Origin of the sequence: Mesorhizobium sp. B2-1-3, assembly GCF_006442495.1 — a bacterium.
Lineage (GTDB): Bacteria > Pseudomonadota > Alphaproteobacteria > Rhizobiales > Rhizobiaceae > Mesorhizobium.
The window spans coordinates 158,518-179,541 of sequence record NZ_VFWL01000008.1 but is presented as its reverse complement, the minus strand read 5'-3'; the positions used below and the strand labels follow the sequence as shown (position 1 = coordinate 179,541).

Here is a 21,024-nt window from a genome sequence, read left to right as displayed (position 1 = left end):
ATGCCGATGATCTTCTTCCCCTCATTCCATCAAGGATGCCGCCCCGCCGCGATCCTGTTCGCGGCCTGCGCTCTGGCGGCCTTTTCCAGCGGCGTGCATGCCGAGGAAGCCGTCCGCCAGGTCCTGTCGGGGGCGCCGCCCGCACCCGCGCCGCAGCTGTTGGCCCGGGAGAAGGCTCCCGACCAAAGCGAGATCGAGCGCTTCTGCTCCAACATAGCCGACGCCGCCCGCGACCGCCGCTACGTGTTGCAGGCGGAGGAGTTGAAACAGCTCCAGGCCGGCATCGACCAACGCATGAAGGCACTGGACGAAAAGCGGGCCGAATACGAGACCTGGCTGAAGCGGCGCGAGGTGTTCCTGGCCCGGGCCGAGGACAGCGTCGTCAAGATCTATGCCGGCATGAAGCCCGACGCGGCGGCCGAGCGCCTGGCCATCGTCAATGCCGATCTCGCCGCGGCCATCCTGATGAAGCTGGATTCGCGCAAGGCCGGCGTCATCCTCAACGAAATGGACCAGAAGGCGGCGGCGACGCTCACCGGCATCATGGCCAGCGCAGCCCGAAGGGTAGATCCGTCATGATCCGCAGAACGCTCATCCTGTGCGCGGTCGCAGCTTTGTCCGGCTGCGGCACCAATCTCAAGGAGATCGGCAGGGAGCCTTCACTGTCGCCGGTCGGTTCCGGCATCGGCAGTGAAGGAGCTTCGCCCTACAGCTATCCTGAGCCGCCTGCCGCGCCGGTCAAGAAATTCTCGCTGTGGGACGATCGCCAGAGCCGGCTGTTCACCGACCCCAGGGCGTTGCGCGAAGGCGACATTCTCACCGTCAGGATCAAGCTCAACGACAAGGCCAACTTCAAGAACCAGAACGACAGGAGCCGCACCGCCTCGCGCAAGCTGGGTTACGACGTCACGCTCGGATGGGAAGACAAGAGCACGAGCGGCAAGGGCGACGCCGGCCTGAGCTCCAGCACCGAAACCAATGCGGACGGCGAGATCAAGCGCTCGGAGAACCTGGAGCTCAACGTTGCTGCCGTCGTCACCGAAGTCCTGCCCAATGGCAATTTGATGATCAGGGGCTCGCAGGAAGTGCGTGTTAACTATGAGCTCAGGGTGCTCACCATCGCCGGCATGGTGCGCCCGTCGGATATCGGCGCGGAGAACACCATCTCCTATGAACGCATCGCCGAGGCGCGCATCTCCTATGGCGGCCGCGGCCGCGTCAGCGAGGTCCAGCAGCCGGCCTACGGCCAGCAGATCCTCGACCAGGTTCTTCCATTCTAGGGCATTGGAGACCGCAGCACCGTGGCCAGCGTCGAACAGGTTCCGTCTCGCAAGGGTCCTTCCCTTGCCGTCCAGGGCGCCATGCTGCTCCTGGTGACGGCTGCCGCCATCGGCATGGGCTGGCTGTCCGGCGGCTATCTCAAGGGTGTGGGGGCACCGGCATCGGTACCCGTCGCGCCGGAAAACGAGGGCAAGGTGCCCAAGCCCGCCGACGCGCAAGAGCCCGGCACGGGACCGTCACTCGTCGCGCTGGCGCCGATCACCACCAACATCGCCTCGCCCGCCGAGACCTGGATCAGGATGGAAGTGTCGGTGGTCTACGACGCGCCGCAGCCGCCGGCAATGTCGGATGAGATCCATCAGGATCTTCTGGCCTTCGTGCGCACCCTGAAGATGCACCAGATAGAAGGCGCCAGCGGCTATCAGCACCTGAAGGCCGATATCGAGGAGCGCGCCTCGATCCGCAGCCAGGGGCATGCCAAGGAGGTACTCATCAGGACGTTGCTGCTCGAATGAAGAAATTTCTTCTCGCCGCGGCGCTGCTCGGCGCCGCCACATCGATCGCGACGGCCCAGCAACTGGACCTCGGCGGCATCGGCAAGGCCGACGGCACCACCGTTGGCTACATCATCCAGATGTTCGGCCTGCTCACCGTGCTTTCGGTGGCGCCGGGCCTGCTGATCATGGTGACAAGCTTCACCCGTTTCGTCATCGCCTTCTCGATCCTGCGCGCCGGCATCGGCCTGCAGTCGACGCCGGCGAACCTTATCCTCATTTCGCTGTCGCTGTTCATGACCTTCTATGTCATGGCGCCGACCTTCGACCAGGCCTGGAATACCGGCGTCAAGCCGCTGATGGACAACCAGATCAGCCAAACCGAGGCTTTCGAGAAGATTTCCGATCCCTTCCGCACCTTCATGCTGCACAATGTGCGCGACAAGGACTTCGACCTGTTCGCCGACCTCGCGCGCGAACGCGGCCAGACCGTTGCGAAGGAAACCGTCGACCTGCGCATCCTGGTGCCCGCCTTCATGATCTCCGAGATCAGGCGCGGCTTCGAGATCGGCTTCCTGATCGTGCTGCCGTTCCTGGTCATCGACCTGATCGTCGCCACCATCACCATGGCGATGGGCATGATGATGCTGCCGCCGACGGTGGTGTCGCTGCCGTTCAAGATCCTGTTCTTCGTGCTGATCGACGGCTGGAACCTGCTTGTCGGCAGCCTGGTGCGCTCCTTCAACTGATCGCGCCCGGCGCCGAACCGCGCCCTCCCGTTTTTTCGACAATATTTTTCGATTAACCGTCCGGTTTAGTCCTTTGGTAGGGACTTGCCGCCATATTCCCCGCAGATGGCGGGTGATCGGGTCTCAGACAGATCATTGGCATGATGCCGCTCCGTCATACCGGCCAATCCGGTATGTCAAAAAACACCTGTAAAAAGTAAGGTACGAGTAGACATGGCCAGTATCATGACCAATGCCTCGGCGCTGACCGCGCTGCAGAGCTTGAACGCCACCAACAAGAACCTCGAAACCACCCAGGCCCGCATCTCGACGGGCTATCGCGTTTCCCAGGCTTCGGACAACGCCGCTTACTGGTCGATCGCCACCACGATGCGTTCCGACAACCAGCAGATGTCGACCGTTTCGGACGCGCTCGGCCTCGGCGCCTCGAAGGTCGATACCGCTTACACCGGCATGAACAGCGCGATCGACACCATCAACCAGATCAAGACCAAGCTGACCGCCTCTTACGGCCAGACGGATGCCGACAAGGAAAAGACCCAGACCGAAATCGCCGCCCTTCAGAAGCAACTGAAGGCCTATGCCGATGGCGCCAGCTTCTCCGGCACCAACATGCTGTCCGTGGACAGCGGCACGGGCACGTCCGTGGCGGACATCAAGATCGTTTCGGCCTTCAACCGTGACGCTTCCGGCGCGGTATCGATCTCGACGATCGACGTCAACGTGGAAAGCACCAAGCTGTACGAGGCGGGTACCACGGCCGGCACCGCGAAGGGCATCCTCGACGCCGCGCGTCTGGGCACCGACGGCAGCGTCACCGCCACGGCGGCTACTCCGGCTGCTGGTGCTACCGTTGCGGCCGGCGACACCTATTCGGTCGCCAGCCTGAAGATCTTCGACTCCGCAACGGGCAAGGGCTTCAGCGACGACCAGATCTCGGGGATGATGAACGTCGTCGACGCTGCGCTCAAGGACATGACGAACGCCGCCACCACGCTCGGCGCCGCCAAGAGCTCCATCGACCTGCAGAAGACCTTCACGCAGAGCCTGATGGACTCCATCGACCGCGGCGTCGGCCAGCTCGTCGATGCCGACATGAACAAGGAATCGACCCGCCTCCAGGCCCTGCAGGTTCAGCAGCAGCTCGGCATCCAGGCGCTGTCGATCGCCAACGGTTCGTCGCAGTCGATCCTGTCGCTCTTCCGCGGCTGATCGCCTTCACCATCCACGAACAGCACCAAGATATCGGGCCGCGCCAAAAGCGCGGCCCGATTGCGTTTGCTCCAGCCCCGCGCAATCCTCGTTCCTTAACTGTCGAAAGCTGACTTTTAATAGGGCGTTAACCATATCGCGCTAGCTATGGTTAACCAATAGCTTACGACAGGTTGTCGAATCGGCCCGACCGGCACGATCGCAGCCGATGGGCAGGCCGACCAGGCCTGTGGGCATGCCGGCTTAGAGAAGGAGCGAGTTTCTTGGCGAGCATCATGACGAACGCTGCGGCGTTGACTGCACTTCAAAGCCTCAACGCCACCAACAAGTCGCTCGAGCAGACACAGGCCCGCGTCTCGACGGGCTATCGCGTCTCCGAGGCCTCCGACAACGCCGCCTACTGGTCGATCGCCACCACCATGCGCTCCGACAACCAGGCGCTCTCGACCGTGCAGGATGCGCTCGGCCTCGGCGCCTCGAAGGTCGACACCGCCTATACCGGCATGAACAATGTGCTGGACACGATCGGCAAGATCAAAACCAAGCTGCTTTCGACCGTCGGCCAGACGGATGCCGCCAAGGCAAAGACGCAGACCGAAATCACGGCGCTTCAGGCGCAGATGAAATCCTTTGCCGACGCCGCCACCTTCTCCGGTTCGAATTTCCTGTCGGTGATCTCCAAGCAGGTGTCGGCCGCCAATGACGGCGTCCAGCCCGACTCCAAGATCGTGTCCTCGTTCAACCGCACCTCGTCCGGCGCCGTCCAGCTCGGGACGATTGACATCGATGTCGAGAGCACCAAGCTTTTCGATTCCGGTCTTGCCGGCGAGGTCAAGAACCAGGGCATTCTCGACCGCAAGACATCGGTCTATTCGACCGCGGCCGCGCAGACCCTGTATGACACCGCCTATGCGGCATCGATCGCGGGTGGATCAACGGATATCGCAGCCAACACCGCCGGCCAGACAGCGGCGGGGGCGGTTACCAAGGTCGACAATATTTCCGCCTACAATCTCGACATCACTGCGGCAGGCGTGACCGACGACATCATCACCCAGATGATCACCAAGATCGACAACGTCATGAGCCAGCTGACCGATTCCGCCACCATCCTCGGTTCGGCCAAGAGCAGCATCGACCTGCAGAAGACCTTCACGCAGAGCCTGATGGACTCCATCGACCGCGGTGTCGGCCAGCTCGTCGACGCCGACATGAACAAGGAATCGACCCGCCTTCAGGCGCTCCAGGTGCAGCAGCAGCTTGGCATCCAGTCGCTGTCGATCGCCAACAGTTCCTCGCAGTCGATCCTGTCGCTGTTCAAGAGCTGACCGCCCACTCGACGTCTTCACCTCAAGGTTGACGGGCCGCGCGCCGAGCGCGGCCCGATTTCATTTTCGCACAAGCTTCGAGGGCTAGTGTTCCAGCGGACAGTCATGCTGGGAGTAGTCGACCGTGCCGGAACAGATCCAGAGCATCATCGCGAATCTCCGCGGGTTTGGCGTGAAGCGCCTGGCCATGCTGGCGGGCATCGCCGCATTGGTGATGAGCGTCATCGGTGTCGCTTCCGTCTATCTCAACCGTCCGGCCTACGACACGCTCTATGTCGGGCTCGACCGCGCCGACGTGAACCAGATCGGCCTCGTGCTGGGCGAGGCCGGCATCGGCTTCGACGTCGGCTCCGACGGAACCTCGGTCCTGGTCCCGGCCGGCACCACCGCGCAGGCCCGCATGCTGCTTGCCGAAAAGGGCCTGCCGACCAGCGCCAATGCCGGCTATGAACTGTTCGACAATGTCGGCTCGCTCGGCCTGACCTCCTTCATGCAGCAGATCACGCGTGTGCGCGCGCTGGAGGGCGAAATATCGCGCACCATCCAGTCGATCGCGGGCGTCAAGGCTGCGCGCGTCCATATCGTTATGTCCGAGCGTGCCAATTTCCGCCGCGACGAGCAGCAGCCCTCCGCGTCGGTCGTCATCCGCTACGCCGGCATCGACGCCGAGAAAAGCGCCATGTCGATCCGCCATCTCGTCGCCGCCGCCGTTCCCGGCCTGTCGGCCGACAAGGTGACGGTGCTCGATTCCAACGGCAATCTGCTGGCGGCGGGAGATGATCCCTCCAACACAAGTGCCGCCCGCACGCTGGGCGTCGAGCAGACCGTCGAGGCGCAGATCGGTGACAACATCCGGCGCGCCCTCACCCCGTATCTTGGCCCGGACAATTTCCGCGCCAGCGTCAAGGCCGACGTCAACACCGATACCCGCCAAACCGAGGAGACGATCTTCGATCCGGAGTCGCGCGTCGAGCGTTCGGTGCAGTCGGTGCGCGCCAACGAGAACAACAACCAGAAGCAGGCCTCCACCCCGGCCAGCGTCGAGCAGAACCTCCCCGAGACGCAGACGACCGCCACCGAGGGTCCGCAATCCTCCTCGCAGAACGACCGCAGGGAAGAGATCACCAACTACGAGATCAACTCCAAGAAGATCGCCACCGTCTCCAACGGCTACAGCGTCACCAAGATGTCTATCGCCGTGGTCGTCAACCAGGATCGGCTGAAGGCGATCCTGGGCAAGGACGCCACGCCCGAACAGATCGCCAAGCGCGTCGCCGACATCCAGAAGATGGTGACCTCTGCCACCGGCTTCGACGACAAGCGCGGCGATGTCATCGACGTCTCGGCGGTCGAGTTCATCGACGGGCTCGACGGCGAGGCGATCCCGCAGGCCGGAATGCTCGATTCCGTCGGCCAGCACGCCGGCACGCTGATCAATGCCGGCGCTTTCATCGTCGTCGTGTTCCTGGTGGCCTTCTTCGGCCTGCGCCCGATGGCGGCGGCCCTGACAGCAAAGGCGACGCCGTCCATAGCGGGTCCCAATTTCGACGAGGTCCAGCGCTCGCTGCCGACGCCGGAGGGCACGGCTTCCGCCGAAGCCGGCTCGGCCGTCGGCGCCTTGCCGGGCGTGCGGGCCGGCTCCACGCCGCTCGACGACCTGCGCCAGAAGATCAGGCCCGCGCCGCAGGAGCGGCTTGCCCGCATGGTCGACCTCAACGAGGAGCGCACAGCGCAGATCCTGCGCAAATGGGCGGCCCAGGAAATCGCGGTGTAGTCCATGCCTTCCCTAGCCCTTTTCGATCTCCTGCCGGATTTCGGCACGCGCCCGCAACGTGTCAGCCAGCCGAAGGCTCCCGCCGACCACGAGCCGGAAGCAGCCGCGCCTCAGGCCGATATCGGCATGCTGATTGCCGAAGCGGTCGCCCAGGCGGAGGCGGCGCTCGGCGAGCGGCTTTCGGCTGCCCACGAAGCAGCGATGGACGCTGAACGCCGGGCGAATGCCGAGGAAGCGAAGGCCTTTCTCGAGAGCTTCGGCGGCGATGTCGGCGAGGCGGTCTCGCTGCGCATTGATGCCATGGAGGCGCGCGTGACGGACCTCGTCGCCGCCACGGTCGCCCGCATCATCGGCGGCATCGTCAGTGACGACCTGCAAAAGCGCTCGCTTGAAGCGCTTGCCGGTGCGGTCCGCGAAGCGGTCGGCGATGGCGAAGCGGTGCGCATAGTCGTTCGCGGCCCGCTTTCCCTTTTCGAAGCGCTGAAGGCGTCGCTCGGAGCGCGCGCCGCCAATCTCGACTTCCTCGAAGCTCCCGGCTTCGATCTCACGGTCTCCATCGACGAAGCGGTGTTCGAGACGCGCATGGCCGAATGGTCGGCAACGCTCTCTCAGGTGTTGGCATGAGCGTCGCCGATGCCGATCAGGCTAGGCACGAGATCATTATCGTGCGTCGCGGCCATGACGACCACGAGGAGGGCCATCACGGTGGCGTCTGGAAGATCGCCTTCGCCGACTTCATGACGGCCATGATGTGCTTCTTCCTGGTCATGTGGCTGATCAACGCCGCCAACGAACAGACCAAGGCGGCGGTCGCCAGCTATTTCAATCCGGTCAAGCTGGTCGACCGCACCTCGAGCCGCAAGGGCCTGGAGGATCTCGGCGACGGTCCGCGCGCCATCGGGCTGACCGCCGACAATCCGGAAGAGGCGGCCACCAAGGCCGGACAGGATGGAGCCGGCGGCGCGGGTTCATCCGATCCCAAAAAGGAAAAGCAGGAGCCGCAGCAGTCGGAGCAGTCCGACGAACACCTGTTCGCCGATCCCTACGCGGTGCTTTCGGAAATCGCCACCAACACCGGCATCATGCAGAACGTCAGCCAGAAGGGCGATGGCGGCGCGCAGAGTGCCGGCCCGGCAACGGGCGCTTCCGGCGGCGCCTCCTATCGTGATCCGTTCGAGCCTGATTTCTGGTCTCAGCAGGTGGCCTCGCCGGGCGCCGAGGCCAGCGCGCAGCGCGCCAGGATCGAAGGTGATCCGGTGAAGCCCGGCGACAAGGCCGCCGAGGCGCAGGTCGCCAAGGTCAAGGCCGTGCCGCCTGCGCCGCCGGTCATCGCGGCGCCGCTTGAACCTCTGGCAAAGGACGGCAAGGCCACAACGGCAATCGCCGAGGCGGGTGATGCGAAAGCCGGCGCTGCCGGGCTCGCGGACGCCAAGGTTGCCGCCGTCGCCGAGGCGGCCAAGCCCGATGCCGGCGAAAAGAAGCCGGGCGCGGCCGCGCTTAAGGCTGCGGCCGATGTCAGGCAGCAGCTGGCCGAGGCCTTCAAACCTGGCGACAAGTTGCACGACGGCGTCTCGGTCGAAGCCACCGACAAGGGCGTCCTCATCTCGATCACCGACCAGCTTGACTTCGGCATGTTCGAGGTCGGCTCCGCGATGCCGCGCCGTGAGCTGGTGCTCGCGATGGAAAAGATCGGCCGCATCGTCAACAGCCAGAAGGGCACGATCAGCATCAACGGCCACACCGACGCGCGGCCGTTCCGCAGCGCCGGCTACGACAATTGGCGGCTGTCGACGGCGCGCGCGCATTCGGCGTACTACATGCTGGTGCGCGGCGGCGTCGACGAGCGCCGCATCACCGAAGTCGCCGGCTTCGCCGACCGCCAGCCGAAGGACCCCGCCGATCCGCTGTCGGCGGTGAACCGCCGCATCGAGATACTGATGGCGACCGGCGGATGAGGCGGGCGGTCTTCACCAGCCGCTTGATGGGCCTTTTGCTGTTGGCCGGCCAGCCTACGGCCGCCCTCGCGCAGGATTCGTTGCAACCCTATCAGCTGGTGCGCTCGCTGCAGCTTATTCAGGACCGTATCGCCGTCGGCGACCACGCCGCGCTGCCGATGCAGTCCAAGCTGCTGGAGATGATCGATACGCGCTTGCGCGAGGCGGACAAGGACGATTTCAGGGATCCGAAGAATTTTCGCGCGCTGCTGGTCTACGGCATGAGCGGCGGCAACCCGGTGACCGTCGAGGCGGCCGTGTCGCGCGCCACCGCCGATGCGCGGGACCTAGCCCTTGCCAGGGGCGTCATCGATTACCTGAACGGCCGCCCCGGCGAGGCCATCGAAGCCTTGAAGCCGGTCGATCCGATGGCGGAGCCCAGCGACCTCGCCGCCTTCCTTGCCCTGGTCAAGGGTTCGCTGCTCGCCAGCGACCAGCCGGCCGCGGCGCTGGTGCTGCTCGACGAGGCGAAATTGCTCGGCCCCGGGACACTGGTCGAGGAGGCGGCATTGCGCCGCTCGGTCGGCATTGCGGTCGCGCAGCGCGACGCGGCGCGCTTTGCGCTTGCCTCCACACAATATGTCGAGCGCTATCTCTATTCGCCCTATGCCAGCCAGTTCGCCGACTCCTTCGTCTCGGGCGTGATTGAGCTGCACATGTCGATCAGCCAGGACAAATTGGCCGATATCACCTCAATGATGGATCCCGAGCGCGAGAAGGTCATTTATCTGCGCATCGCCCGCCGCGCCGCGATCGACGGCCTGAACGAACTGTCCGCCTTCGCCTCGGCGCGGGCCGAGCAAGGCCGCGACGGCAACACCAATCAGGGCGATCCGCGCGCCCTGCTCTACTCAAGCCTGTCCACCGTGACATCGGGTACCATCGAGGACGTGCGCGCCAAGCTGGGCAAGATCGACCGCAGCCGGCTGTCGGACGGCGACCGCGCGCTGCTCGACGCCGCCGAGGCCATCGCCGGCGAAGTGGTGGCGCCGCCCGCTTCCCTTCCGACCGCCAGCCCGGCACCTGCAGAGGTCATACCATCGCACGAGCCCGAGCCTGCCGCCGCGCAGTCCACCGACGCCGCCGGATTGCCGCCCGTCGAGGGTGCTGTCTCCGAACAGCCGGCCGTCGCGCCATCCGGCGACACAGTGGCAGCTGCGCCGAACCCGCCGGCTCCGGGCGATGCGGCAACTGTCCTGCCGGCATCGGCGCCGGCGGCCGCGGCCAGCACCGACACGTCAGACCCGACCGATGCCGCGATGGTCAAAACCCGTCGACAGCTCGACCTGATCGACCAGATGCTTGGAGCCGCTCCGAAATGACCCCCAGCCTCGGTCCGGCGCTGCCGGGAATCACCACCGCGCGCACGACGGCGGAACAGCCGGCGGCGACCGGAAAGAATGACGACACGGGTTTCGGCAAGATGCTGGACGACAAGGCCGGCCCGGCCCACCCGGACAAGCATCCGGCAGCCGGGGCCGAATCGCGCGATGAGCGCTGGAGCAGGCTTGCCGCCGGTCCTGCCGGGCAGAAGGACGAGCCACTGCCGGCTGGCAAGGCAAGGATCCCATCCAGCGGAATGCTGGCCGCGAAAGCAGCCAGGGACGACAAGACCGCCGAGACGGACAAGGACGCCGATGGCGCAGCGGCCGAGACAGGTACGACGCCGCTCGAGGACCATCTGCCGTTGCTGATCGCGTTCCATGACCTGCGCCATTTCTCGACATCGGCCAGACCGGCCGATACGAGCGAAACCGGACAGGAACCGGCGCTCGACGGGCAGTTCCTGCCGAAGGCCTACCGGCCGAAATCCGCCGCCGGGCATGATGACCTCGAACCGATGTCGAAGCCCGAGCGGACATCGCTCGTCGATGGGGCGCTGACCAAGCTCGATGGCCAGACCGTGAACGACGCCGCCGGCACGCCAAAACGCGATAATACGATCGCGGCCGGGCCGCTGCCCCAGACGGCGCCGGCCGAAGTGCCGGGCGTGGATCCGAAGCACGCGGCACCGCAGCTGAGGTCCATCGCCGATGTTCAGTCCTCGTTGCGGTCCGAGCCCGGAAAACAACCTTCGGCGGCAGGACGCATCGACGTGGTTTCCGAGCGCAGCTTCCCTGCCCCGCCGCAGGCGCCGATGAGCCAGGCCGCCCTCAATGTGATCGGCGCCATAACAGCCGATGGTGGCCCGAAAACGACGCTTTCGACACACTCCGCAACTGCGCAACTGACAGGCCCTGTTGCCGCCGCGACACATGTGTTGAAGATCGAACTTCATCCGGCCGAACTTGGCATGGTCACCGCCAATCTTCGCCTCTCCGGAGAACAACTTTCGATTGAGTTGAAGCCTCAAACACATGACGCCTACCACCGGCTGTCCTCTGATAGCGATGCCATCGTCAAGTCCCTGCGCGGACTCGGCTTCGAGGTTGACAAGGTCACGATACTACAACCTTCGGTAGCGGCCCCCGCAACGACCCGCACTGATGCGACCGCATCCTTGCAGACGGCGGCGGGCCGCGACCAGTCGTCCTTTCAACCCGGGAATTCCGGCGGCGGCAACAGCGGCGCCGGCGGCCAGCAACCGGGCCAGCAATCCGCCGGAAGACACAATGATGACGCGCAAGCACACGGCCGCCCCGCTTCGCCTTCTCGCGAGCGCGCTGGCGGCGATATCTTTATCTAGTCTTGCGAGCGCCGCCGCTGCCGCCGCCAATGCTTGCGAACCGGAGATCCTGCGCGCCGCCGACCGCTACGGCGTGCCGGCTGGCATCCTCTATGCCGTCGGCTTGACCGAGACCGGGAAGAAGGGCAGCTTGCAGCCCAACGCATTGAATATAGAAGGAAAAGCGGTCTTCCCGACAAGCCGCGCCGAAGCTCTTGCCACCTTCGCCAATGCCCGACGCGAAGGCAAGACGCTGATTGATCTCGGCTGCATGCAAATCAATCACCGCTACCACGGCGCGCATTTTCGCAGCGTCGAGGACATGCTAGATCCGCGTCAGAATGTCGACTATGCGGCGCGTTTCCTGGCCAGCCTTCATGCCCGTCACGTGACCTGGTCGATGGCTGTCGCCCGCTATCACGCGGGGCCCGACAACGACCCGGCGCAGAAGGTCTATGTCTGCCGCGTGATATCAAACATGGTGGCCACAGGCTTCGGCAAATGGACCGGCAACGCTCGCACGTTCTGCAATCCATGAGTGTATTGTTGCATCTCATGCAATCGGTCGCAAAGTCTCGGCGTTGCGCTTCGACTTGGCCGGGACTTGGAGCACGAAGCATATCTCACCCCACGCTAATGCAACCGATGCGATTCCGGACTCCCAAGAAACTAGTTACAAGAAATGACGGTTGTTCAGGATTCCTGCCAGCGGATACGGCTTTCCCCACGGGGCAGATGAGCTGATTCGGAGGCGGGGCCGATGATCGTTATCGTTGACGAGCGAGAGCTCGTGACAGACGGATACAATTCACTTTTTGACCGCGAGGGCATCGCCTGCGCGGGCTTCGCTTCCGGCGAATTCGGCGAGTGGGTGAACTCGGCCGCCGATGCCGATCTGCGCTCGGTCCGGGCCTTCCTCATCGGCGACTGCCGCGAAGGCGCGATCTCTCCGCGCCAGATCCGCGACCGCACCGGAGCCCCGGTGATTGCTCTCAGCGAGCAGCATTCGCTGGAGAACACGTTGCGGCTGTTCGAGAGCGGTGTCGATGACGTCATCCGCAAGCCGGTCCATATCCGCGAGATCCTGGCCCGCATAACAGCCATCCGCCGCCGCGCCAACGAGGATGCCGCCTTTACCGAGATCGGCGCCATGCGCATCTTCATGGATGGCCGCGACCCTGAAATCAATGGCCAGCCGCTTCCCTTGCCGCGCCGTGAGCGCCGCATTCTCGAATATTTGGCAAGCAATCGCGGCCGCCGCGTCACCAAGACCCAAGTATTCAACGCCATCTACGGCATCTTCGACGAAGAGGTCGAGGAGAACGTGGTGGAAAGCCACATCAGCAAGCTGCGCAAGAAGCTGCGCGAGAAGCTGGGCACCGATCCGATCGATTCCAAGCGCTTCCTCGGTTACCGGCTGGTGTTCTGATGCACCGCCGCGCCAGCCTCGCGCAAGACAGGACGCGTAGCCTCGCTGCCAATGGCATGGACATTGCGGAGACATTTCGATGAGCCTCTACGGGATGATGCGGACCGGCGTTTCCGGCATGAACGCGCAGGCCAACCGTCTGTCGACGACAGCCGACAACATCGCCAATTCCGATACCACCGGCTACAAGCGGTCCTCCGCCGAATTTTCAACGCTGGTCATGCCCACGACGGGCGGCGCCTATAATTCCGGCGGCATCACCACCACGATCCGGCAGGCGGTCAGCGATCCCGGCGTGCTCCAATACACTACCTCTGTCTCCGATCTTGCCGTCAGCGGCGACGGCTTCTTTGTCGTCCAGGACCCGAGCGGCACGCCTTTCCTGACCCGCGCCGGCGCCTTCGTTCCCGATGGGCAGGGCAGGCTGGTCAACTCGGCCGGCTTCCAGCTGATGGCCTACAGCTACGAAAATGGCGTGCCGGCGGCGACGGTGAACGGTTTTGAAGGATTGGTCCCGGTCGTCATCTCCGACCAGGGAATGACCGCGACCCCGAGCACCGAGGGTCTCTACAGCGGCAACCTGCCCGCAGGCGCGACGCCAGTCGCGGCCGGCAACCTGCCCACCACCAATGCCGCAGGCGCGCAGTACACCTCGAAATCCTCGATGGTCGCCTATGACAATCTCGGCAACAAGAAGCTGCTCGACGTCTATTTCACCAACACCGGCGCCGGCACCTGGCAGGTGTCGGTCTTCGACCAGTCGAAGGCGACCGCCGGAACGTCATTCCCCTACACCGGCGGCGCGCTTGGCTCGGCCAACCTGACCTTCGACACGACCACGGGCAAGCTCACCGGCGCCGTCGACAGCGTCTCGCTCACCGTGCCCAACGGCAGCGCCTTTTCGCTCGATCTTTCGGCATTGACCCAGCTCGGCACCGGCTTCACGGTTTCGGACGCCCAGGTCAACGGCAACGCGCCGAGCACCATCGACAAGGTGCAGATCAGCAAGGACGGCACCATCTACGCCCAGTACAAGGACGGCTCCACCAAGCCGCTCTACAAGATCCCGCTGGCCGATGTGCAGAGTCCCGACCAGCTCACCGCGCTGCCCGGCAATGTATACTCGCAGGGCACCGAATCCGGCGCGGTCCGCGTCGGCTTTGCCAATGAAGGCAAGCTCGGCTCCATCATCTCCGGCGCGCTCGAGAATTCGAACGTCGATATCGCCGAGGAACTGACCAACATGATCGCGGCGCAACGCAGCTACACCGCCAATTCGAAAGTCTTCCAGACGGGTTCCGACCTGATGGACGTCCTTGTCAATCTGAAGAGATAAAACCGGGCAACGCCCGTGAAAGACCCGCATGTCGCTTTCCACCGCATTGAGCATCGCCCAATCGGCGCTGATGAACACCGCTCGGCAGACCAGCGTTGTCTCGCGCAACGTCGCCGACGCTTCCAGTCCGGACTATACGCGCCGTATCGCCGTCGTCACCAGCACGGCGCCGGGCGCGCGCTCGGTTGACATCCAGCGCGTAGCCAACGACCTGCTCTTCCGCCAGAATCTCAGCGCCCTGTCGGCATACAGCGGCCAGAACGCGCTCTATAGCGGCCTGGATCAGCTGGATGTTTCGGTCAATGGCGTCGACAATGCGTCCTCTCCCTCGACCGCGATCGGCAATTTGCAGCAGGCGCTGCAGCTCTATGCCACCTCGCCGTCCAACCAGAATCTCGGCTCCAGCGTTATCGACGCGGCCAAGCAGGTCGTGCGCTCCCTGAACGAAGGCTCCAGGGCCATTCAGGACTTTCGCACCCAGACCGACGGCCAGATCGCCACCGCGGTAGACGATCTCAACTCGCTGCTCAGCCAGTTCCAGGATGCCAACAAGGCTGTCATATCAGGCACGCGCTCCGGCACCGACGTTTCCGATGCGCTGGACCAGCGCGACGCGCTTTTGAAGAAGATCTCGGACTATGTTCCGGTTTCGACCTTCACGCGCGGCGACAATGACATGGTCATCACCACGGGTGACGGCACGACGCTGTTCGAAACCATCCCGCGCACGGTCAGCTTCGCCCCGTCCTCCGGCTACAGCGCCGGTACCGTCGGCAACGCACTCTACATCGATAATGTGCCGATCTCGGCGGGAACCGGCGGCAACACCAGCGCCAGCGGCGAGCTTGCCGGTTTGCTGCAATTGCGCGATGGCGTAGCCTCGACCATGCAGAGCCAGCTCGACGAGACCGCGCGCGGCCTGATCACGGCCTTCGCCGAGACCGCGCCGTCAATGCCCAACGCCGCCGGGCTGTTCACCTGGTCGGGCGCGCCGGCGGTGCCGGCCGCTGGCACGCTGGTCAATGGCCTTGCCGGCACGATCAGCGTCAATGCCGCCATGGATCCAAGTGTCGGCGGCAATCCAGCACTGCTGCGCGACGGCGGCGCCAACGGCGCGGCCTATGTCGTCAACACTGGCGGCGCCTCTTATTCCAGCCTTCTGGTCGCCTATGGCGACCGGCTCGATCAGCCGATGACATTCGACCCCGCCGCCGGGATTTCGGCGACGTCGAGCGTTGCCGATTATGCCGCCAATTCGATCGGTTGGCTCCAGGGCGTGCGCCAGCAGGCGTCGACCGCAGCCGACGCCAAGCAAGCCCTGGCGTCGCGCAGCGCCGAGGCGCTGTCCAACGCGACCGGCGTCAATGTCGACCAGGAAATGTCACTGCTTCTCGATCTCGAACATACCTATCAGGCATCGGCCCGAATGATGAAAACCGTCGACGACATGTTGGCGGCTCTGCTCAGCGCGGTGGGATAATCCATGACCTCAGTCTCTTCGGCCGCCCTCTCGAACGCCATGCGTTATCAGCAGATGCGCATGCAGGCCGAACTCGTCAAAGCCACGAAGGAGTCCTCGACCGGCAGGGTCGCCGATGTCGGCCTGGCACTGGGCGGACGCACCGCCCAGTCCGTAACCTTCTCGCGCGATCTCGACCGGCTCAATGTCATTATCGATTCCAACGGCCTGGTGGCCGCCCGGCTCTCCTCGACGCAGACCTCGCTCGGCCAGCTCTCCAGCGTCGCGCAGACCTTGCTGTCGAGCCTGACCACCTCGACGTCGGGCGATTCCTCCGCCAACCTCACCCAGTCGGCCGGCAAGACAGCCGTCCAGCAGCTCGCCTCGATCCTCAACACCAGCGTCAACGGCGAGTATCTGTTTGCCGGCACCAACACCGACGTCAAGCCGATCAACGATTTCACCGCGGCCGGATCACCCGCCAAGGCTGCCTTCGACGCCTCCTTCGTCGCCAATTTCGGTTTCACGCCGGATGACCCCGCCGCGGCAAACATTACCGCGGCCCAGATGGACGATTTCATCACCAACGACGTCGAGCCGCAGTTCTTCGGTTCGGGCTGGCAGGCCAACTGGTCGAACGCCACCGACCAGCAGATCGTCAGCCGCATCGCGCTCAACGAAACCACCGCGACCTCGACCAGCGCCAACAGCGACGGTATCAAGAAGCTCGCCATGGCGGCGGCCATGGTCTCCAGCCTGATGTCGACCAACATCAGCCAGGCGGCGAAGGATACCATCGTCGGCCGCTCGCAGTCGCTGGTTGGCGAAGCGCTGAGCGGCATCGGCCAGGTTCAGTCCGAAACCGGCATCGTCCAGAAGCGCGTGTCCGACGCTGTCGACCGCATGAAGACACAGGTCGACCTGTTCGAGCGCCACATTCTCGATCTTGAAGCGGTCGACCCGGCCGAAGCCGCGACCCGCGTCGCCGACCTGACGCAGCACATCGAGACCTCCTTCGCATTGACGGCGCGGCTCCAGCAGCTCAGCCTGTTGAATTACCTGACCTGACAACTCTGAACCGGAACGGTAGAGCCAACGATGTACCAATTCTCCTACGCCGACATCCAGAGCACCTCTGTCGCCGATGCGAAGGACCGTGAACGGGAGCTGTTGACCCGCTCGATCGACATGCTGGCGGCGGCCGCCGCCCTTGGCCCCGCTTCGATGGAGGCAGTGGAGGCGCTGCATTTCACCAACCGCGTCTGGACCGCCTTTGTCGAGGATCTCGGCTCCAACGACAACGCGCTTCCCAAGGAACTGCGCGCCAACCTGATTTCGATCGGCCTTTGGCTGCTGCGCGAGGCGGAAGACATCCGCCAGGGCCGCACCCAGAATTTCGAGGGACTGATCGAGGTATCCCAGATCATCCGCGACGGCATTCAATGACCAACACGCTGAAGATATCGCTGAAGCCGAACGAGAAGATCTACATCAACGGTGCCGTCATCCGCGTCGACCGCAAGGTCACCGTCGAACTGATGAACGACGTGCAGTTCCTGCTCGAAAGCCATGTGATCCAGGCCGATGACGCCTCGACGCCGCTCAAGCAGCTGTATTTCATCCTCCAGGTGATGCTCATGAATCCGGCCGGCGCCGGCGAGGCGCGCGAAATGTTCCGCCGCTCCCTGCCGCTGCTGCTTGCAAGTTTCGAGGACGCCGAGATCGGCAGTGCGTTGAAACAGATCGACCGCATGGTCGGCGAGGATCACATCTACGAGGCGCTAAAGGCGATCAGGTCGCTCTATCCGCTCGAACGCCGCGCGCTTGGCGGCAATGACGACGTTCCGGGCGCCTCGCGTCCGCTGGCTGTGGGAGCACGCTGATGACCGTGGACATGACGACGACGATACCGGTTGGCGCCAATCAGGCCAGCCAGCAGACCTCCAAGACCGCTGTCGACTACCAGTCCTTCCTGAAGCTTCTGATCGCCGAGATGAAGAACCAGGATCCGACCAAGCCGATGGATTCGACACAGTACGTCGCCCAGCTCGCCACCTTCTCGCAGGTCGAGCAGTCTGTGCAGACCAATACCAAGCTGGACCAGATCATGCAGTCCTCGGCGCTGTCGCAGGCCGATGCGCTGATCGGGCGCTCGATAACGTCCGCCGACGGCAACACGACGGGCACCGTCGCGTCCGTGCGCCTTGCCAGCAGCGGCCTCATCGCCGTGCTGGGCAACGGCACCGAGATCGCGGTCGGCCCCGGCGTCTCGGTCAAGGCGGCAAGCTGACGGCTCCGGCAGGCCGATCCCATGAACGAGGCCGACGCACTCGACATCGTCCAGTACGCGGTGTGGACGGTGCTGACCGCATCCGCGCCGGTGGTACTGGTCGCCATGGCGGTGGGTATCGGCATCGCCTTGATCCAGGCCCTGACGCAGGTCCAGGAGATCACCTTAACCTTCGTGCCGAAGATCGTCGCCATCATGCTCGTGGCGGCGCTGACCGGTCCCTTCATCGGCAGCCAGATATCGGCCTTCACCAACGTCGTCTTCGAGCGCATTGAAAACGGGTTCTAGCCGCAGCTTGCGGCGAGCCGGCCCGTTCTGTCCCGACGACTTGCCGGCAGCAGCCTGCTGTCGCCGATGCGGACCGTGTATGGCATAGGGCTGCACCCGCGGCGCGGCGTCGAAGCAAAGCCGCACGGTTGCGTGGTCCTCCTCTATCCCCTTGTTGGACCATGATCTTTTTTTCGAGACGGTCGCTCTTTGCGGCACGATGCCATAGTTTCGGCAAACCATCCGGGGAAACGGATCACCGCAACGATCGGCAAGCCATGGCAGGGCCTTTCCTATGATTGACGAAAAGCCGGAGAGCGAGAGCGTTTCGGCGCTGGCGCCGTTCCGGCACGGCATCTTCCGCGCCGTGTGGTCGGCCAGCCTCGTGTCGAATTTCGGCGGCCTCATCCAGGGCGTCGGCGCCGCCTGGATGATGACCACGATCGCCACCTCGCCCTATCAGGTCGCGCTGGTCCAAGCCTCGACCACCTTGCCGATCATGCTGTTCGCGCTCGTCGCCGGCGCCATCGCCGACAGCTTCGACCGGCGCAAGGTTATGCTGGTCGCCCAGACCTTCATGCTGGTCGTCTCGGTGCTTCTGACCCTGTTCACCTATTCCGGCCTGATGACGCCGTGGACGCTGCTTGCCTTCACCTTCCTGATCGACAGCGGCACGGCCCTGAACAGCCCGTCCTGGCAAGCCTCCGTCGGCGACATCGTGCCCCGCAACAAGGTGCCGGCCGCCGTCGCGTTGAACTCGATGGGCTTCAACCTGACCCGCAGCGTCGGTCCGGCGATCGGCGGCATCATCGTCGCCGCAGCCGGGGCGGCGGCCGCCTTCGCGGCCAACGCGGTGAGCTATATCGGTCTCATCGTCGTGCTGGCGCGCTGGAAGCCGCAGGTTCAGCCATCGACGCTGCCGCGCGAATCGCTTGGCGCGGCCATGGGCGCAGGCCTGCGCTATGTCGCCATGTCGCCCAACATCGGCAAGGTGCTGGTCAGGGGCTCCGCCTTCGGCTTCAGTGCCGGCGCGGTGCTGGCGCTCCTGCCGCTGGTGGCGCGCGACGTCGTCAAGGGCGATGCCTTGACCTATGGCATCATGCTGGGCGCCTTCGGCATCGGCGCGGTCGGCGGCGCGCTGATCAGCGTGCGGCTGCGCCAGCTTTTGTCCAGCGAGACCATGGTGCGCTCGGCCTTCGCCGGCTTCGCCGTCTGCGCCTTCAATGCCGCCGTCAGCCACAACGCCTGGCAGACATCGCTCGGCCTGCTGGTCGGCGGCGCGTGCTGGGTGATCGCGCTTTCGCACTTCAACGTCACCGTGCAGATGGCAACGCCGCGCTGGGTCGTCGGCCGGGTGCTGTCGGTCTATCAGACCGCGACCTTCGGCGGCATCGCGCTCGGCAGCTGGATCTGGGGCATCGTCGCCGACGCGCATGGCGCCGGGACAGCGCTGATCGCGGCGGCCATCGCCATGCTGGCTGGCGGCGCCATCGGCCTCGTGCTGCCGCTGCCGCAGCAGCAGGTGCTGAACCTCGATCCGCTCAACCGCTTCAAGGAGCCGCACCTCGCGCTCGACCTGAAGCCGCGCAGCGGCCCCATCGCCATCATGATCGAATACATCATCCGCGACGAGGACGTGCCGGAGTTCCTCGCCACCATGGCCGAGCGCGGCCGCATCCGCCGCCGCGACGGTGCCCGCAACTGGACGCTGGCGCGCGATCTCGAAAATCCGGCGATCTGGATCGAGCACTACCACACGCCGACCTGGCTCGAATATGTCAGGCACAACGGCCGCATCACCCAAGCCGACGCCATGGTCGGCGAGCGCCTGCGGGCACTGCACAGCGGCGACGAGCCGCCGCGGGTGCGCCGCGTGATCGAGCGCCCGACAACCGCGGGCACGGCGCTGGTCATGGCAAAGGGGCCGATCGAGCATTAGGAGTGCAGGAAAGCGCGAAGACGTTTTCGTCCGGGCTCGCATCAGACAAAGCGTTAGAGCGGACCCAGCCAGCGGAACGCGCGCTTCAGTTCGGCGACGCCATCGTGTTCGTACCAACGGCCGTGCGCCATGATCACGCGTTCCGGATTCCATTCTATCATCTTTTCGACTGCCGCCTTGAGTTGCCCCCTGGGGAAGGTCAATCGCAAATCGCGCGGCGTCTTGCCATCCGGATCAACGACACCAGCCGCCCTGGCAAGCCAGCGCCACGGCCAGCCCAGCTTCCGCGGTTCGAAGTTCTCGATCAGGTCTGTCAGGATCAATGTTCGGCTGACGGAATGGAAGAAAACCATCTCTGTCATGAAGCTGCCTTCCACCGGCAGCGACTTGAGGTCATCGTCCCACGGGTAGCCGCTCTCGGCACCAAGCTCGTTCGCCTCGAAATCGATCCTGTCGCCCGCCTGCTCGCGAATCCGCGGTGCCAGCCAGATGCCCGCATCCGCAAAGGCCCTGCGCCACATCGGAATCCACCAATAGTGGATCCGGTTCGGCCCGATGATGTAGCGGACCTTGCCCAATCCAGCGATCTCGGCCTCGAGGCTCTCTGTCAGCAAGGTGGGTGAATGGACGAACAAATCGCCATCGTTGACGCGGATGACGGTCATCCGCGTCGGAAACCGCATTTTCGGCCAAGGCATGCCGAAGCGGATGACCGGGCCATCCACGATCCAGATGTCCTTCGAAACCAGCTTTAACGTGTTGAGCGGCGGATATGGTGTGCGGTCGGCCATGGTCTGCTGATGTAGG

Annotated in this window: 22 protein-coding genes; 21 read left to right on the top strand and 1 reads right to left on the bottom strand. The window is 64.5% G+C overall.

Translation table 11 applies throughout. The annotated features are described in order from the left end of the window. The 21 genes from FJ973_RS15770 to FJ973_RS15670 all read left to right on the top strand — a co-directional run bounded on the left by FJ973_RS15770 (position 1) and on the right by FJ973_RS15670 (position 20,217). A complete protein-coding gene (locus FJ973_RS15770; RefSeq protein WP_181170915.1) occupies positions 1–579 on the top strand; it encodes a MotE family protein in 579 nt (192 codons plus the stop codon). Further along, the gene (gene flgH, locus FJ973_RS15765; protein ID WP_140513639.1) at positions 576–1,280 is read left to right on the top strand and encodes a flagellar basal body L-ring protein FlgH; all 705 of its coding nucleotides are present in this window, start codon (positions 576–578) and stop codon (positions 1,278–1,280) included. Before FJ973_RS15770 ends, flgH begins: the two co-directional genes overlap by 4 nt. A gap of 21 nt (positions 1,281–1,301) precedes the next feature. Continuing rightward, positions 1,302–1,796 carry a flagellar basal body-associated FliL family protein gene (locus tag FJ973_RS15760; RefSeq protein WP_140556614.1) on the top strand — a complete coding sequence of 165 codons (495 nt, stop codon included), beginning with the start codon at positions 1,302–1,304 and terminating at the stop codon, positions 1,794–1,796. Next, positions 1,793–2,524 carry a flagellar type III secretion system pore protein FliP gene (gene fliP / locus FJ973_RS15755; protein WP_140513640.1) on the top strand — a complete coding sequence of 244 codons (732 nt, stop codon included), beginning with the start codon at positions 1,793–1,795 and terminating at the stop codon, positions 2,522–2,524. The genes FJ973_RS15760 and fliP overlap by 4 nt, the downstream gene beginning before the upstream one ends. Positions 2,525–2,737: 213 nt before the next feature. Then, the gene (locus FJ973_RS15750; protein WP_140496221.1) at positions 2,738–3,736 is read left to right on the top strand and encodes a flagellin; all 999 of its coding nucleotides are present in this window, start codon (positions 2,738–2,740) and stop codon (positions 3,734–3,736) included. A 263-nt stretch (positions 3,737–3,999) separates the two neighbouring features. After that, entirely contained in the window at positions 4,000–5,064 is a 1,065-nt protein-coding gene (locus FJ973_RS15745) for a flagellin (RefSeq protein ID WP_140513641.1), read from the top strand. 124 nt (positions 5,065–5,188) lie between these two features. Beyond that, entirely contained in the window at positions 5,189–6,838 is a 1,650-nt protein-coding gene (fliF, locus tag FJ973_RS15740; RefSeq protein ID WP_140556612.1) for a flagellar basal-body MS-ring/collar protein FliF, read from the top strand. Between the two features lie 3 nt (positions 6,839–6,841). Beyond that, on the top strand, positions 6,842–7,462 hold the full coding sequence (locus tag FJ973_RS15735; RefSeq protein WP_140556610.1) for a hypothetical protein: 621 nt from the start codon (positions 6,842–6,844) through the stop codon (positions 7,460–7,462). Further along, positions 7,459–8,793, top strand: a complete 1,335-nt coding sequence (locus FJ973_RS15730) for a MotB family protein (protein WP_140556609.1) — start codon at positions 7,459–7,461, stop codon at positions 8,791–8,793. The genes FJ973_RS15735 and FJ973_RS15730 overlap by 4 nt, the downstream gene beginning before the upstream one ends. Continuing rightward, entirely contained in the window at positions 8,790–10,154 is a 1,365-nt protein-coding gene (locus tag FJ973_RS15725; RefSeq protein ID WP_140556607.1) for a chemotaxis protein MotC, read from the top strand. The genes FJ973_RS15730 and FJ973_RS15725 overlap by 4 nt, the downstream gene beginning before the upstream one ends. Positions 10,155–10,519: 365 nt before the next feature. Beyond that, complete coding sequence (locus FJ973_RS15720) at positions 10,520–11,518, top strand: flagellar hook-length control protein FliK (protein WP_246674986.1); 999 nt, start codon at positions 10,520–10,522, stop codon at positions 11,516–11,518. Next, positions 11,448–12,035, top strand: coding sequence for a transglycosylase SLT domain-containing protein (locus tag FJ973_RS15715; protein WP_181168329.1), 588 nt, complete (start codon positions 11,448–11,450; stop codon positions 12,033–12,035). The genes FJ973_RS15720 and FJ973_RS15715 overlap by 71 nt, the downstream gene beginning before the upstream one ends. A gap of 222 nt (positions 12,036–12,257) precedes the next feature. Next, positions 12,258–12,926, top strand: a complete 669-nt coding sequence (locus tag FJ973_RS15710; protein WP_140496228.1) for a response regulator transcription factor — start codon at positions 12,258–12,260, stop codon at positions 12,924–12,926. Between the two features lie 79 nt (positions 12,927–13,005). Beyond that, the gene (locus FJ973_RS15705) at positions 13,006–14,262 is read left to right on the top strand and encodes a flagellar hook protein FlgE (RefSeq protein WP_140556603.1); all 1,257 of its coding nucleotides are present in this window, start codon (positions 13,006–13,008) and stop codon (positions 14,260–14,262) included. A 28-nt stretch (positions 14,263–14,290) separates the two neighbouring features. Beyond that, the gene (flgK, locus tag FJ973_RS15700) at positions 14,291–15,742 is read left to right on the top strand and encodes a flagellar hook-associated protein FlgK (protein WP_140556601.1); all 1,452 of its coding nucleotides are present in this window, start codon (positions 14,291–14,293) and stop codon (positions 15,740–15,742) included. Between the two features lie 3 nt (positions 15,743–15,745). Continuing rightward, positions 15,746–16,789, top strand: coding sequence for a flagellar hook-associated family protein (locus FJ973_RS15695; protein ID WP_140496231.1), 1,044 nt, complete (start codon positions 15,746–15,748; stop codon positions 16,787–16,789). A gap of 30 nt (positions 16,790–16,819) precedes the next feature. After that, positions 16,820–17,167: a flagellar biosynthesis regulator FlaF gene (flaF, locus tag FJ973_RS15690; RefSeq protein ID WP_140496232.1), complete on the top strand. Its 348-nt coding sequence runs from the start codon at positions 16,820–16,822 to the stop codon at positions 17,165–17,167. Further along, the gene (flbT, locus tag FJ973_RS15685) at positions 17,164–17,604 is read left to right on the top strand and encodes a flagellar biosynthesis repressor FlbT (RefSeq protein WP_140496233.1); all 441 of its coding nucleotides are present in this window, start codon (positions 17,164–17,166) and stop codon (positions 17,602–17,604) included. The genes flaF and flbT overlap by 4 nt, the downstream gene beginning before the upstream one ends. Further along, a complete protein-coding gene (flgD, locus tag FJ973_RS15680) occupies positions 17,604–18,011 on the top strand; it encodes a flagellar hook assembly protein FlgD (protein ID WP_140496234.1) in 408 nt (135 codons plus the stop codon). The genes flbT and flgD overlap by 1 nt, the downstream gene beginning before the upstream one ends. 21 nt (positions 18,012–18,032) lie before the next feature. Next, positions 18,033–18,299: a flagellar biosynthesis protein FliQ gene (gene fliQ, locus FJ973_RS15675; RefSeq protein ID WP_140496235.1), complete on the top strand. Its 267-nt coding sequence runs from the start codon at positions 18,033–18,035 to the stop codon at positions 18,297–18,299. Positions 18,300–18,573: 274 nt separating this feature from the next. Next, positions 18,574–20,217: an MFS transporter gene (locus tag FJ973_RS15670; protein ID WP_140522340.1), complete on the top strand. Its 1,644-nt coding sequence runs from the start codon at positions 18,574–18,576 to the stop codon at positions 20,215–20,217. Between the two features lie 53 nt (positions 20,218–20,270). Here FJ973_RS15670 and FJ973_RS15665 read toward each other — a convergent pair whose 3' ends face one another. After that, the gene (locus tag FJ973_RS15665; RefSeq protein ID WP_140522342.1) at positions 20,271–21,008 is read right to left on the bottom strand and encodes a DUF4336 domain-containing protein; all 738 of its coding nucleotides are present in this window, start codon (positions 21,006–21,008) and stop codon (positions 20,271–20,273) included. Between the last annotated feature and the right edge of the window lie 16 nt (positions 21,009–21,024).

What these genes read in the sequence shown, in the direction of transcription:
- flgK (WP_140556601.1), top strand. Translation starts at nt 14,291, where the DNA reads ATGTCGCTTTCCACCGCATTGAGCATCGCCCAATCGGCGCTGATGAAC.
- flaF (WP_140496232.1), top strand. Translation starts at nt 16,820, where the DNA reads ATGTACCAATTCTCCTACGCCGACATCCAGAGCACCTCTGTCGCCGAT.
- FJ973_RS15750 (WP_140496221.1), top strand. Translation starts at nt 2,738, where the DNA reads ATGGCCAGTATCATGACCAATGCCTCGGCGCTGACCGCGCTGCAGAGC.
- FJ973_RS15715 (WP_181168329.1), top strand. Translation starts at nt 11,448, where the DNA reads ATGACGCGCAAGCACACGGCCGCCCCGCTTCGCCTTCTCGCGAGCGCG.
- fliQ (WP_140496235.1), top strand. Translation starts at nt 18,033, where the DNA reads ATGAACGAGGCCGACGCACTCGACATCGTCCAGTACGCGGTGTGGACG.
- FJ973_RS15710 (WP_140496228.1), top strand. Translation starts at nt 12,258, where the DNA reads ATGATCGTTATCGTTGACGAGCGAGAGCTCGTGACAGACGGATACAAT.
- FJ973_RS15705 (WP_140556603.1), top strand. Translation starts at nt 13,006, where the DNA reads ATGAGCCTCTACGGGATGATGCGGACCGGCGTTTCCGGCATGAACGCG.
- fliP (WP_140513640.1), top strand. Translation starts at nt 1,793, where the DNA reads ATGAAGAAATTTCTTCTCGCCGCGGCGCTGCTCGGCGCCGCCACATCG.
- FJ973_RS15670 (WP_140522340.1), top strand. Translation starts at nt 18,574, where the DNA reads ATGATTGACGAAAAGCCGGAGAGCGAGAGCGTTTCGGCGCTGGCGCCG.
- FJ973_RS15770 (WP_181170915.1), top strand. Translation starts at nt 1, where the DNA reads ATGCCGATGATCTTCTTCCCCTCATTCCATCAAGGATGCCGCCCCGCC.
- flgD (WP_140496234.1), top strand. Translation starts at nt 17,604, where the DNA reads ATGACCGTGGACATGACGACGACGATACCGGTTGGCGCCAATCAGGCC.
- FJ973_RS15665 (WP_140522342.1), bottom strand. Translation starts at nt 21,008, where the DNA reads ATGGCCGACCGCACACCATATCCGCCGCTCAACACGTTAAAGCTGGTT.
- FJ973_RS15725 (WP_140556607.1), top strand. Translation starts at nt 8,790, where the DNA reads ATGAGGCGGGCGGTCTTCACCAGCCGCTTGATGGGCCTTTTGCTGTTG.
- flbT (WP_140496233.1), top strand. Translation starts at nt 17,164, where the DNA reads ATGACCAACACGCTGAAGATATCGCTGAAGCCGAACGAGAAGATCTAC.
- flgH (WP_140513639.1), top strand. Translation starts at nt 576, where the DNA reads ATGATCCGCAGAACGCTCATCCTGTGCGCGGTCGCAGCTTTGTCCGGC.
- FJ973_RS15730 (WP_140556609.1), top strand. Translation starts at nt 7,459, where the DNA reads ATGAGCGTCGCCGATGCCGATCAGGCTAGGCACGAGATCATTATCGTG.
- FJ973_RS15695 (WP_140496231.1), top strand. Translation starts at nt 15,746, where the DNA reads ATGACCTCAGTCTCTTCGGCCGCCCTCTCGAACGCCATGCGTTATCAG.
- FJ973_RS15735 (WP_140556610.1), top strand. Translation starts at nt 6,842, where the DNA reads ATGCCTTCCCTAGCCCTTTTCGATCTCCTGCCGGATTTCGGCACGCGC.